The organism is Bacteriovorax sp. BAL6_X (assembly GCF_000443995.1).
Taxonomy (GTDB): Bacteria; Bdellovibrionota; Bacteriovoracia; order Bacteriovoracales; family Bacteriovoracaceae; genus Halobacteriovorax_A.
Genome location: NZ_AUMC01000009.1, coordinates 58729 through 70230, shown reverse-complemented (window position 1 = coordinate 70230; position 11502 = coordinate 58729). Strand labels below are relative to the sequence as shown.

The following is an 11502-nucleotide window of genomic DNA, read 5'->3' as shown; positions in this document are numbered from 1 at the left end:
TTTAAAATTAAATTCGACTTAGAACTCGTCTGAATCGTACTCACTTACCGGAGCATGCTTAACTTTACCAGCTGCGATCTCTCTAAGTGCTGTAACAACATCTTTATTTTTACTCTTAACAAGTTGGTCTGCACCATCTCTTAATTGCTTTACGCGTTTAGCAGCTAGGTGTACTAACTCATAGCGGTTTTCAACTTTTTCTAGACAGTCTTCAATCGTAATTCTTGCCATTTTGTGCACTCCGAAAAATTAAATGTGACTTAAGTTATTTTTATAGGACAAAGCGCTGTTTTTGTCTAGAGATAGGGCCTAAATATTTAAAATATTTAGAAGCTCTTATACATGAACTATGCAATTTAAGCTAGTTAGAGGTATTTGTTGAGCACTTTACTTGCATAATAATATTTTATGAAGCAACAATTATTTATATTTATTGAACATCAAGCTGTATTAGAATCGGTTAAACACTATAAACAACAATTCCATGGAATTTGTGCTGGAAACATTTTAAGAAAAATTGATTTAACTTTTAAAAATGGTCCATGTAATTTGGCAATTGGTTACTATATTTTTAAGATTGATATAATAAAAATTGAATCACAAACACTTTTTGGTGAAGTGTTAAGTTATAAGTATTTTGGTGACTAATGGATAACTCTACTATTGTTGAACTTGCCTTAGAGGAAAGAAAGTTTCTTCACGAAATGTCTAATAAGCTAGCTATTGCAGATGGAATGGCCTCAAAGGTATTAAGGCTATTAGAAGAACAAGGTGGAGATGAAGAATTAATAAGAAGACAAAAAAAGGCTACAAAGGCCATTAAAGAGCAGATAGAACTTCTTAAGCAAAGAAGGTTTCTGCTCCATGAACGCTCTAATTAAGACTTACGTTAACCTTATCTCCAACCATAAATGCAGTTATCTCTAGAATTGGATGCCTTTCTTTATCATTAAAATGTTTTGTAACAGCAATTGAGGTATCGGAATCGTGATGAATAACCTCAAGCTGTCCAACTTTCATCTTATGACGGTAACGTTTCTCACGATCATATGGATCGTTTAGAATCACTACACGATATACATCAAGAAGAGTACCATTCTTAATACCTTGTTTTTCACCTAAGTTTACATAGTAGTTTTTTTGAATTTCTTGTACGTCATTGGTCATTGGTAGTTCATGCTCTACTGAATAGATCATGTAGTCTTTTGCCATCACCTGAGCTTGAAATAGTATGCCTATGATGACGAGTATGAAATGTGCAAGAGTCTTCATTCATTACTTCCTTTGTTGCAGTAGTAGGCTTTGAGAGCGTACTGATCTACTATTCGGAAATATGGGGAAAAAAATGATAGGGGCAGTTGTGTCGAAATACGGGGGAAATTTATTCCCCCGAAATAAGATGCTTATTTACTATTTTAATCTTAAGTATTTAACTTTATTAACAACAAGATCGTTATATCTAAAGTTTTTTAGTCGGTTATGATAAACGATATAGTCACGTGAATAGTACAGGAGGACCCATGGAAGGTCTTCTAAAACAATATCTTCAACTTGTGACATTAATAGATATTTTTCATCACTATCATTCATAACTTTAATACTTTCAAATTTCTTATCAAAGTCTGTGTTTGAATAATTTGAAACATTAGGACCAGGAGCTTGGTTCTGGGTTGTTAAAAGCTGTAAAACATTTTCACTATCTGGATAATCAAGAGTCCAACCATCTAACCAAATTTGAAGTTTTCCTTCTTTTGATTTCTTTAAGAAAGCAGGAAATGTATTAAGTTGAATTTTCATTTTAATACCAATTGCTTCAAGATCTTGCTTAAGAAGCTCTGCACGTTGTCTTTGTGTCGTAGAAGATGCTCTCGTATCGTAAATAAGTGTTGGAAGTCCTTTCCCATCCGGGTAACCGGCTTTTCGTAGGTATTCCTTAGCTTTTTCTATATTATATGAATATGGAAGTTTTCTTGATGGATCATAACCTGGGATTCCAGGAGGATAGATCGAGTTGGCCTTAAGACCGATATTATTTGTAAAGGTCTTAATATACTTTTCAACATTAACAGCATGTGCAATGGCCAATCTTAAATTTTTATTTGTCCCTACAATTGGATCCTTCATATTAAATGAGAACCACCAATAAGTGAAACTTGAAAAGATATCAAGAGTAATCTTCTTATCACGAAATTCTTCTGTTAGCTCTCCACTAGGTGAAACAAGCGAGTGATAGTTATCTTTTGGAACTCTTAGGAAGTCGAGTTTTCCTGACATGAATTGAAGCCATCTCGTTTGTGCTTCTTTGATAATATGAAATTCAATTTTATCAATAAAAGGAACGCGCTTGCCTGCATCTGTTAAAAGGTTCTTACTGTGGGCAAAACGATCACCTTTTCCTGGATAAAAAGATTTGTGATAATTATTAAATCGGCTCATAAAAAGCTTTGAGCCACGAAACCACTTATCTAGTTTATATGGACCTGTACCTATTAACTCATCAAGAAAAGTTTCTTTCTTCATAACTTCAAACGGTATTGGTGAAGTAAAGCTCATTGCAAGAGCATTTAACATTTGAGGATAAGGAGCGATTAGTTTTATTTGAAGCGTTCTTTTATCTAGAGCTCGTAGTCCATCAACATTAGTTGTTAATAGTTTTTCAAAATCACTTCCAACTTCTTTTCTAAACTTATTTAAACCAACGACTCTTCCATCAAAAAGCCACCAACCATTACTACGATAGGGTGTAAAAGCGAGACGTTTGATTTGATTAATAAAGTCTTGAGCCTCAACATAACGTGGCAGTCCGTTGAAAGCAGGGTGATCGTGGTACTGAACTCCCTCTTTAATTTTTATCGTATAGGTAAGTCCATCGTCAGATACTTGTGGCATTTCTTCCGCTAATAGAGGAACAAGTTTTAATGGCTTTCTTAGATAGTGATATTCAAATAATTGTTCATAGCCTTGATAGATTACAGACATTGATACAGAATCATATGCATTTACTGGGTCAATTGTAGAAATCGATTCTGTTAAAGGAAATCGAAGTGTGTTCTTATCATCTTTGTCAACTCTACAAGAAAATAGAGGTAGCAATAAGATAAATAGAATAAAATTAAAAAGGGGAGTTTTGTGCATTACTTTCCTCATCATTTTGGACATTTTTTAGTTCAGTATTAATTTTGTCGTATGAATGTCCTTTTGACAAAAGAAAGCGTATCAACTTTTGCTTAAAATTAAAATCTTCAAGGGCCGAAACACCCTTTGAGCGCAATTTCTTGTTAATTAAGTCTCGTAATTGCCCATTTTCAGTATATCTATACTCATCAAACAATTCATCGATTAGCTCTGTACTTGGTTCAACTCTTTCTGAGCGCAACTTATTGAGAATATTTCTCTTACTTAGTCCTTTGTACATAAAGGTTTTAATACGAGTACGAATATATTGTTCTTCTTGTAGATATTTTGCCTCTTCTAAGAAGTCGAGTAGTTGATCAATAAATGGAGTGTATTTCTTTTCGTATAGTTTTTGAGATAATTTATATCTTGAGTAATCTCTCTTTGAAAGAAGCCAGATGCAGTATTGATAAGCTCTCTTGAATGAACGAATATCCTCTGATTTTGTTTCAGATTCTCCAAGCGGAAGTTTATCGATAGTTTCTTTGAGAGTCATTTAAAAGGGTGCCCCTTAATATTAATATCTATCATTCGATAGGATAGAAACCTAAGGGGCTATATTTGATTATTGTACTACTTTCTTAGACTTAGATTTGCTCTTAGTCTTCTTTTCTTCAACAACTGGCTCATCTTCGATAATTTCACCAGTTGCTTGGTCTATAACAGTGTTATCTTCAATAAGTCCGTGTAGGGCCAGAATTTTATTTTTAATTTCTAGAGCTACTTCTGGGTTATCTGCTAGGTACTGCTTAGAGTTTTCACGTCCTTGACCAATTTTAGCTTCATTATATGAGAACCAAGCACCTGCTTTTCCAACGATATTATTCGCTACTGCAAGATCTAATAAGTCACCAGTTTGAGAAATACCTTGTCCATACATAATGTCGAACTCAACGATTTTGAATGGAGGGGCAACTTTATTTTTAACAACTTTTACTTTTGTTCTGTTACCAATTACTTCATCACCATTTTTAATTGCACCAGTTCTTCTGATATCAAGTCTTACTGAAGAGTAGAACTTAAGGGCATTACCACCAGTTGTTGTTTCTGGATTACCAAACATAACACCGATTTTCATACGAAGTTGGTTAATAAAAATTACTGTACAGTTAGAACGATTAATCGATCCTGTAAGTTTTCTAAGTGCTTGTGACATTAGTCTTGCTTGAAGTCCCATGTGTGAATCACCCATATCTCCTTCAAGTTCAGCTCTTGGAGTAAGTGCTGCAACAGAGTCAACAATTAAAAGATCAACTGCACCTGAACGTACAAGCATATCCGTGATTTCTAAAGCTTGTTCACCACTATCTGGTTGAGAAATTAGTGTGTTTGGAATATCAACACCAAGTTTTTGTGCATAAACTGTATCTAGTGCGTGCTCAGCATCAATAAATGCTACGGTACCACCTTGCTTCTGAGCTTCTGCAGCAATATGAAGAGTTAGAGTTGTCTTACCTGATGATTCTGGGCCATAGATTTCGATAATACGACCTTTTGGTACACCACCTACACCAAGAGCTAAATCAAGACCTAAACAGCTTGTTGGAATTGCTGGAATTTTTTCTGGACCATTTTCATTGTCCAGCTTCATGATTGCACCTTTACCAAATTGTTTCTCAATTGTTGAAAGTGCTAGGTCTAATGCTTTTTGCTTGTTGTTCTTTTCAGTTGATGTTGTGGCCATAAGCTCTCCATTTTTCTATTTACTTTGTTCTACCAAATTTATCTGTCATCAGCTAATGCAAAAAGGACGATTTTTAACTTCTGTGTAAGTACAGTTAATTAAAGTGTCTTATTAGATGACTTTCTAATTTTTTACTTTTTGCTTATTAATATTTTTAGCGTAAGTTTTGCGTAAGTCAAGAGATAAATTCTAACAATTTAAAAGTAAGGGTGTAGGTTATACCTGCCATAAGACCTGCTGCGACATCGTCTAACGTTGTTCCTATAGCGTCTTTACGGTTGTCAAAGTATTTAACTGGTCCTATCTTCCAAATGTCGAAGAGTCGAAAGAGGGCAAAAATCGCAACGTAACTTACGTAACTATGATCCAGAATAAAGAATGACGCGATCCATATTCCAATGACTTCATCAATTACTATCCATGATGGATCGATACAATCATATTCTTTTTCAATCACGCCAGTAATAAATATTGCTCCAATTGTAAGGATGAGAAGAAAAGGAATAAAGAAGAAGAAAGGTGCATTGAGTTTACCAATAAAATAAAGAAGGATAATAGTTGCTAAACTTCCAACAGTTCCTGGCGCTTTTGGAGCTAGGCCTGTACCAAAAAATGTAAGAAATAAAATTCTTAAGTCAGTTAGTGACTTTAATGTCAGTTTTTTTGTATTTTTTAGCTGATTTTCTGTCTTCATGGGCTTATGGTAGCATTACTCAACGATAGAACAAAGTAACTTTATGAATCGACCTGACTATTTAAAAAATTATATTTTCGACTGGGATGTATTTGATGTTGTTGTAGGTGGTAAGTCTGCACTCGACTCAAATTTCTTTGTTGCTAAACTAGATGACATCACAGAAGTTAATAAATTCTTAAAGGGTTATGGACTTGATACAGATGATCCTGTTTCAAGGGCAGAGTTATTTGGTAATTTTCAAGAAGCGGTCCAGTTTATTAAACGTTACTTTCTAAAAGATGGAACACCGGACGGCCTTGATCTCGAGATTCCAAATTCGCTTTATACGGTTACAGATATTAGTGGTTTATTTCTAATGGCCACAGGGAACTCAGATCACACAGTTGAGGAACAACTATGGGCTGAAATTGTTTTAAAAGTTATGCATACTATATTGCATGCCGATAAAGATCTTCGTTCAAACTACTTCAATCAAATTCAAACGCAAATTTTTGACAAATTTTATCGCTATCTTCATCGTGATCATGATAATAACCTTTTTTTAAAGTCTGGGGATATTTCAATTCCTCTTGTTGATTTTGAAACGAAATCAAAAAAATCACGTGATAGTGTTATTATTAAATTACTTCATAAGGCAGAAAATGTTGCGGAAGAACTTTTTGATAGGGTCGGAGTTCGTTTAGTTACTAAAAATAAATTAGATATTTTAAAAGTTCTTCAATTTTTAATTCGTAATTATGTTGTTACTCCTCATAATATTAAACCTTCAAGATCACTAAATACAATTTTTGATATCAATCATTTTAGAACAAAGTATTCAAACTTAGTAAAAATGGCGTTAAGGAATAATCTTTCTGAGGAGAGATTTGTTTCTGCTGTAAATCGTGAGATTGACGAATGCAGTTTTGATAATTTAAAAAATGAAAATAACCTTCATTCTTCAACAAAGTATCGTTCGGTTCAATTTACTTGTCGGCAGTTAATCAAGTATAAGAATCCTTTTTTGGCAGAATTTTTTAAATTAAGAAAGCTTGCTAAAGAAGAAGATTCAGCAGTTGCTAAAGAGTTACTTGGTTTAGACTTTTCTTCACTTGCTAGAGATATCAGGTTCTTCTATCCTTTTGAAGTTCAGGTCGTTGACGAAAGTTCTTATCGAATTAATTTTGAAGGTGAAGCATCTCATACTGAATACAAGAAAGCGCAACGTATCTACGCTATGAATCGTGTTTTCAAAAAGCTTCTAATTCATAAAGGTTTAGTTCAAGAATAAATCTATTCTTTCATTGATAAATTCCGGGAAATCAACTTGCGGAACATGGCTTCCGTTTTTAATGATGTAGAGCTCAGAATTCTTCAAACTATCGTGTAGAATTTGTTGAAGATAATTTGGGATGACTTTATCTTTATCTCCACCAATGATTAGTGTTGAAGTTTTAATTTCTTCAAGCTCTTTAATTATTTTTTGATCTCTCATTTGGTCTAGAAGTTGAAAAAAGATATCTGGTGAAAGCTCTCCAAGCTTCTTCATGTAATATTCAACAAATTCAATGTTTGTTTTCTTAATATTAAAGCCACCATTCCATACTAGTGCGCTGGCAAGAGGGTTGCGGTAAACATTTTTCCAAATGAACTGAAATTGCGATTTCCACTTACTTTTTAATTGCTTTATATAGGGCTCAGTCATATCAATAATATTTGAATCAAACATTACATCTTGTGGAGGAAAGATAGTTCCAGAAATTAAAACAATTTTTTGTACCTCTTGTGGATACTTATGAGCGTAGTCAAGAGTGACATTAACTCCCATCGAGTGGCCAATGTGAATTGATGTTTTGATATTAAGTGTAGTGATTAACGAATTGAGATCATTAACAATATTTTTAAAAGTTATAGATTCAATACCTTGAGTTGTTTCTGACTGATAGTGTCCTCGATAATCATGTAGTAGAATTTTATACCCAAGCTTTTCAAAGTGATCAATCTGATAGACAAAATGTCTTGTATTACAAACTAGGCCGTAATTAAAAATAATTACACGATTATGTTCTTCTTCTAAATTATCAATATTAGTCCAATATTGAATCTTAGTGGTTCCATCTACTAGATGATATTTTGCTTTATTTCTCCAGGAAGTCATCGTCGTATTTTCCAGTTAGAGTAATATAATGTTCTTCGAGAGATTGAATGAATTCGAATTTTGCAGGATCATCAACTTTTATTTTTTCAAGGTATTTGTAATAGTCTTGAAAGTCACTTTCTTCACTTTTTTGAAATTCAAGTATTTGAATTTGTAGTCCTTTGCACTCAAGGATATCTCCTTTTTCTAACCTAACAATACCTTCAACAGCTTTAGAATTTACTTTATAAGAATTTCTTGTTTCAAAGACTAGATAATGACTAATTGACTTCAATACTCCAATTTCTTTTTCAATGCTATCATCTTCAATGATCAAGTTATTGTGAATAGATCTTCCAATATAAACTCTTGGTAGATTAAAGTGGTATTCTCCTAGAGATAAAAGGTCATTTGTTTTTAATACTTTTATGTGAATCATTACTCTATTTTATACTCGATCTGAGTTTTTTGCTAAGTTAAATCGTAGTGAAAACTTTTTCATCATGATTCATAAAATTAATAAGGAAGTCAAAGTCGTTAGGGTATTTCTTTATATCCTCAATTGCTTCGTATAAGATGTCTTGATTAAGGACGATGTTGGCCAATCTTTTTTGAGTAACGACTCCAGATTGTTCTTGCCCAAAGAGGTCTCCCTCTCCCCGAATCTTTAAATCTTCTTCAGCAATTTTAAATCCGTCGGTGTATTTTTCGATAACTTGTAGTCTTTGCATGCTATCAGGTGTGATTTCTCTGTCTGTGACAAGAAAGCAGAAACCTGGTTTATTTCCTCGTCCAACACGTCCTCTCATTTGATGAAGACTGCTAAGTCCAAACCTTTCAGGGCTTAGAATGGCCATAATAGTTGAGTTAATAATATTGATACCTACTTCAATAACTGAAGTCGCAATTAGGATATCTGTCTTATGTTCCTTGAACTCTGTAATTGCGGATTGTTTTTCATCTGGTGACATTCTTCCATGAAGATATGCAATCCTAAATTCAGGGAAGTATTTTTTGTAAAGCTCATATGTGTGTTCAAGATTTCTGATATCATCATTTTCAGATTCTTCAATTGCCGGTACGACAACATAGGCCTGCTCTTTCATTTCAAGTCTTGTTTTCACAAAGCTTAAATAGTTATTTAAATTTGTATTTGTAACAATTCGAGTTTTTTGACCTTTTCGTCCTCCAGGCATTGTTTTAATGATGGAGATATCAAGGTCGCCATATTTGGTTAGACTAAGAGAGCGGGGAATAGGTGTTGCAGACATAATTAAGCAATGAGGATTTTCACCTTTCTTCATTAGTTTAATTCTTTGCTCGACACCAAATTTATGTTGCTCGTCGATAATAGCTAGTTCAAGATTCTTGAATCTTACACTGTCTTGAAAAAGAGAGTGAGTACCTATTACGATATTGCAATTACCATTTTCTAAAGATTCATTAATTTTTTTCTTTTCACTGCCCTTAGTACTGCCAACAAGAAGTTCAACATTAAATTCACTTCCAAGAATCTCTTCTATTTCTCGGTAGTGTTGAAGTGCTAAAGTTTCAGTAGGGCACATAAGAGCAACTTGCCCACCAGTTCCTAAGATTAAATAAGCAGAAGCAACAGCAACAGTTGTTTTTCCACAACCTACGTCTCCTTGAATTAACCGCATTGAAGGTGTCCTTCCTTCAAAATCAGAGACAATATCGTCTAGGGCCTTATCTTGATCGGTAGTAAGTTTGTAAGGATATAGAGACTTCGCTTTTTGTACTTGCTCTGTACTTATTTCAAGACTATTACGTAATAGTTCTGTTCTCTTATTCTTTCGTAGTTTTATCTTAAGTTGATCATAGAGAAATTCTTCATAAATAATTCTGCGTCTAGCTTGATCAAATTTCTCTTGGCTCCACTTATTGGAAGGAACTCTACCGTGGAGATACTTAAATGCCATACTACGAGATAGTAGTCCTTTGTCTTCAAGTATATTACTTGGAATAACTTCTGGAATTTTATCCCAAAATCCATCAGGTAACTTATCAAAGACTTTTTGAATATGATGTGACTTCACGCTATCAATTGTAGGGTAGGTGATGCGTAGTCCACTTTCAGACTCGGATTTACCGATTTCGAAAATTTCAGGATTAACAATTTGTAGTGATTCATTGAATACTGAAACAACACCTAGGAATTCGAGGTGTTTGAGTTGTTCAAGCTTCTTTTGAATTGACTGGTAAGCATTAAACCATTTTAAAGTTATATAATTGTCACTTAAGTCATCTTTTACGGTAACAGCGATATTGAGTAAAACAGCTCTTCCTTTTCCTCTCGACTTAAAGTTTGGCTTTGCTTGCATTGAGACAATTGTTGCGCGACCACGAAAGAAATCGCCAATATTTGCGTAATCAAATTTAGCAATTTCTGGCAATTTAACGATTCGCCTTGGCATAAGCCAAAGCAAATCGTTAATTGTATATATATTTTTTTTGTTAAGCGCTTCGAGTGTTTTGGTAGGCTTTGCGTAGAGGTCAGAAATTTGAGTAGATAGGATATCCTTATTTAAACTCAATGCTCTCCACCTCATATTCAATATCACCTTTTGGTGCACGTACGACAACTTCGTCACCTTCTTGCTTACCAATAAGTGCTTTGCCTAAAGGGCTATTATATGAAATTAGTCCTTTCTTCATATCCGATTCCGACTCACCAACAATCTTAACAGTCTGTGATTCGTCAGTTTCCATATTTAAAATAGTTATAGTTGCTCCAAAAACAACTTTATCAGATTTAATTGTACTAGGGTCGATAACTTCACAGCTCGCAAGAATCCCTTGAAGTTGCGAGATACGTCCTTCAACGACGCCTTGTTTCTCTTTAGCTGCATGATACTCAGCATTTTCTTTTAAGTCACCAAGCTCTCTTGCTTCGGCTATTGTAATCTTAAGCTCTTCTCTTTCTACTTTTATCAAGTGGTCAAGCTCAGTTTGAATTGTATCGTAACCTTGTTTTGTTATTGGATTTGCCATTAATAATTCCTTTATTTAAATAATGCGTTTGCAGCGGCAAGTAGGTCACCCTGACTATCTCCGCCATCACCACCGCCCTTAAGGACGAAGTAGTCACAAAAATTAGCTTTTTCTTTCTCAACAATGCGGTCAGCACTTGATTCTCGACACTCGTTATATGCGGTAATGTCATAGAACTTACACATTTTACAACAATGAACACTAGCGTAGCAATACGGACACTCTTCTTTTAACGAGATTTTCTGTCCCGCTTCAAGGTCCAATGCTTTATGACACGCATGGCAAGTAATTTCTTTATTGTCCATCATTAGAAGCTCCAGCTTTTTTCAATATAAACTTCAGGCGTATTTATTTGGTCATCAGACTTTAGAAAGATCTTAGGTTCTTGTCTCTTATTGTACTCATTAATACTCTTGTAAAGTAGCTCTTCATTACTAGTTTGAATTGTCTTCGTTAATAAGTAGTTAAGAATGAGAACAACAGTTCCTGATGCAATAAGGCTTCTTCTGGTATTTGAGCTAGGGTTTGTTAGAAACGCGGACAAAATAAGGCCCGATCCAATAGTTCCCATTACTGCAGGACGCCAAATGTCTTCCTGTAATGATTGATAATCATTTAAATAACTTAGGGCCACTTTGTCTTTTTCAAGATGGTAGCGAAGGCCCTCTCCTTTTAAAGAGGAGCTTGGATCAATAAGAATTTCTTGTTGATTAATTACTGCAACGCGCGAGCAAGTCTCATCATTTGCATGAGTCACTAGAGAAAATAAAAGTGATGTAATAATAAAAATATCTTTCACTCCTTATTTTTACCATTTTT

General features: G+C 34.2%; 15 protein-coding genes. 3 read left to right on the top strand and 12 right to left on the bottom strand.

Annotation, left to right across the window (positions count from 1 at the left end; all coding sequences use genetic code 11):
* Positions 1-18: 18 nt before the first annotated feature.
* Positions 19-231 (bottom strand): DNA-directed RNA polymerase subunit omega, encoded by a 213-nt coding sequence (gene rpoZ, locus M902_RS09065; RefSeq protein WP_021267614.1) that lies wholly within the window; start codon positions 229-231, stop codon positions 19-21.
* A gap of 177 nt (positions 232-408) precedes the next feature.
* On the opposite strand from rpoZ, the gene M902_RS09060 reads away from it, so the two are divergent.
* Together M902_RS09060 and M902_RS09055 are read left to right on the top strand one after the other, a co-directional pair.
* Positions 409-648: a hypothetical protein gene (locus M902_RS09060; RefSeq protein ID WP_040314548.1), complete on the top strand. Its 240-nt coding sequence runs from the start codon at positions 409-411 to the stop codon at positions 646-648.
* The gene (locus tag M902_RS09055; protein WP_021267715.1) at positions 648-881 is read left to right on the top strand and encodes a hypothetical protein; all 234 of its coding nucleotides are present in this window, start codon (positions 648-650) and stop codon (positions 879-881) included. The genes M902_RS09060 and M902_RS09055 overlap by 1 nt, the downstream gene beginning before the upstream one ends.
* Here the strand turns inward: M902_RS09055 and M902_RS09050 are convergent.
* From M902_RS09050 to M902_RS09030, 5 genes are all read right to left on the bottom strand, one after another.
* The gene (locus M902_RS09050) at positions 874-1272 is read right to left on the bottom strand and encodes a hypothetical protein (protein ID WP_021267657.1); all 399 of its coding nucleotides are present in this window, start codon (positions 1270-1272) and stop codon (positions 874-876) included. The genes M902_RS09055 and M902_RS09050 overlap by 8 nt on opposite strands.
* A 138-nt stretch (positions 1273-1410) precedes the next feature.
* Positions 1411-3135 (bottom strand): ABC transporter substrate-binding protein, encoded by a 1725-nt coding sequence (locus M902_RS09045; RefSeq protein ID WP_021267457.1) that lies wholly within the window; start codon positions 3133-3135, stop codon positions 1411-1413.
* Complete coding sequence (locus M902_RS09040) at positions 3113-3670, bottom strand: regulatory protein RecX (RefSeq protein WP_021267450.1); 558 nt, start codon at positions 3668-3670, stop codon at positions 3113-3115. Before M902_RS09040 ends, M902_RS09045 begins: the two co-directional genes overlap by 23 nt.
* A 69-nt stretch (positions 3671-3739) precedes the next feature.
* Positions 3740-4858 carry a recombinase RecA gene (recA, locus tag M902_RS09035; RefSeq protein WP_021267612.1) on the bottom strand — a complete coding sequence of 373 codons (1119 nt, stop codon included), beginning with the start codon at positions 4856-4858 and terminating at the stop codon, positions 3740-3742.
* A 175-nt stretch (positions 4859-5033) separates the two neighbouring features.
* A complete protein-coding gene (locus M902_RS09030) occupies positions 5034-5552 on the bottom strand; it encodes a phosphatidylglycerophosphatase A (RefSeq protein ID WP_021267643.1) in 519 nt (172 codons plus the stop codon).
* Between the two features lie 43 nt (positions 5553-5595).
* Here M902_RS09030 and M902_RS09025 point away from each other — a divergent pair, with 43 nt between their 5' ends.
* Positions 5596-6825: a TIGR04552 family protein gene (locus M902_RS09025; protein ID WP_021267419.1), complete on the top strand. Its 1230-nt coding sequence runs from the start codon at positions 5596-5598 to the stop codon at positions 6823-6825.
* Here the strand turns inward: M902_RS09025 and M902_RS09020 are convergent.
* From M902_RS09020 to M902_RS08995, 6 genes are read right to left on the bottom strand one after another with little or no spacing between them, the layout of a single operon-like run.
* On the bottom strand, positions 6811-7692 hold the full coding sequence (locus M902_RS09020) for an alpha/beta fold hydrolase (protein WP_021267439.1): 882 nt from the start codon (positions 7690-7692) through the stop codon (positions 6811-6813). The two genes, M902_RS09025 and M902_RS09020, sit on opposite strands and share 15 nt — an antisense overlap.
* Positions 7673-8110: a hypothetical protein gene (locus tag M902_RS09015; RefSeq protein WP_021267690.1), complete on the bottom strand. Its 438-nt coding sequence runs from the start codon at positions 8108-8110 to the stop codon at positions 7673-7675. The genes M902_RS09020 and M902_RS09015 overlap by 20 nt, the downstream gene beginning before the upstream one ends.
* Before the next feature lie 37 nt (positions 8111-8147).
* Positions 8148-10226, bottom strand: a complete 2079-nt coding sequence (locus M902_RS09010) for an ATP-dependent DNA helicase RecG (RefSeq protein WP_052607423.1) — start codon at positions 10224-10226, stop codon at positions 8148-8150.
* Positions 10213-10683, bottom strand: coding sequence for a transcription elongation factor GreA (gene greA, locus M902_RS09005; RefSeq protein ID WP_021267719.1), 471 nt, complete (start codon positions 10681-10683; stop codon positions 10213-10215). The genes M902_RS09010 and greA overlap by 14 nt, the downstream gene beginning before the upstream one ends.
* An 11-nt stretch (positions 10684-10694) precedes the next feature.
* A complete protein-coding gene (locus M902_RS09000) occupies positions 10695-10991 on the bottom strand; it encodes a hypothetical protein (protein ID WP_198011888.1) in 297 nt (98 codons plus the stop codon).
* Positions 10991-11482, bottom strand: a complete 492-nt coding sequence (locus tag M902_RS08995) for a hypothetical protein (RefSeq protein WP_021267564.1) — start codon at positions 11480-11482, stop codon at positions 10991-10993. The genes M902_RS09000 and M902_RS08995 overlap by 1 nt, the downstream gene beginning before the upstream one ends.
* Positions 11483-11502: the final 20 nt, after the last annotated feature.

Coding starts and splice junctions, on each gene's coding strand:
- rpoZ (WP_021267614.1), bottom strand. CDS start 231: ATGGCAAGAATTACGATTGAAGACTGTCTAGAAAAAGTTGAAAACCGC.
- M902_RS09060 (WP_040314548.1), top strand. CDS start 409: ATGAAGCAACAATTATTTATATTTATTGAACATCAAGCTGTATTAGAA.
- M902_RS09055 (WP_021267715.1), top strand. CDS start 648: ATGGATAACTCTACTATTGTTGAACTTGCCTTAGAGGAAAGAAAGTTT.
- M902_RS09050 (WP_021267657.1), bottom strand. CDS start 1,272: ATGAAGACTCTTGCACATTTCATACTCGTCATCATAGGCATACTATTT.
- M902_RS09045 (WP_021267457.1), bottom strand. CDS start 3,135: ATGCACAAAACTCCCCTTTTTAATTTTATTCTATTTATCTTATTGCTA.
- M902_RS09040 (WP_021267450.1), bottom strand. CDS start 3,670: ATGACTCTCAAAGAAACTATCGATAAACTTCCGCTTGGAGAATCTGAA.
- recA (WP_021267612.1), bottom strand. CDS start 4,858: ATGGCCACAACATCAACTGAAAAGAACAACAAGCAAAAAGCATTAGAC.
- M902_RS09030 (WP_021267643.1), bottom strand. CDS start 5,552: ATGAAGACAGAAAATCAGCTAAAAAATACAAAAAAACTGACATTAAAG.
- M902_RS09025 (WP_021267419.1), top strand. CDS start 5,596: ATGAATCGACCTGACTATTTAAAAAATTATATTTTCGACTGGGATGTA.
- M902_RS09020 (WP_021267439.1), bottom strand. CDS start 7,692: ATGACTTCCTGGAGAAATAAAGCAAAATATCATCTAGTAGATGGAACC.
- M902_RS09015 (WP_021267690.1), bottom strand. CDS start 8,110: ATGATTCACATAAAAGTATTAAAAACAAATGACCTTTTATCTCTAGGA.
- greA (WP_021267719.1), bottom strand. CDS start 10,683: ATGGCAAATCCAATAACAAAACAAGGTTACGATACAATTCAAACTGAG.
- M902_RS09000 (WP_198011888.1), bottom strand. CDS start 10,991: ATGATGGACAATAAAGAAATTACTTGCCATGCGTGTCATAAAGCATTG.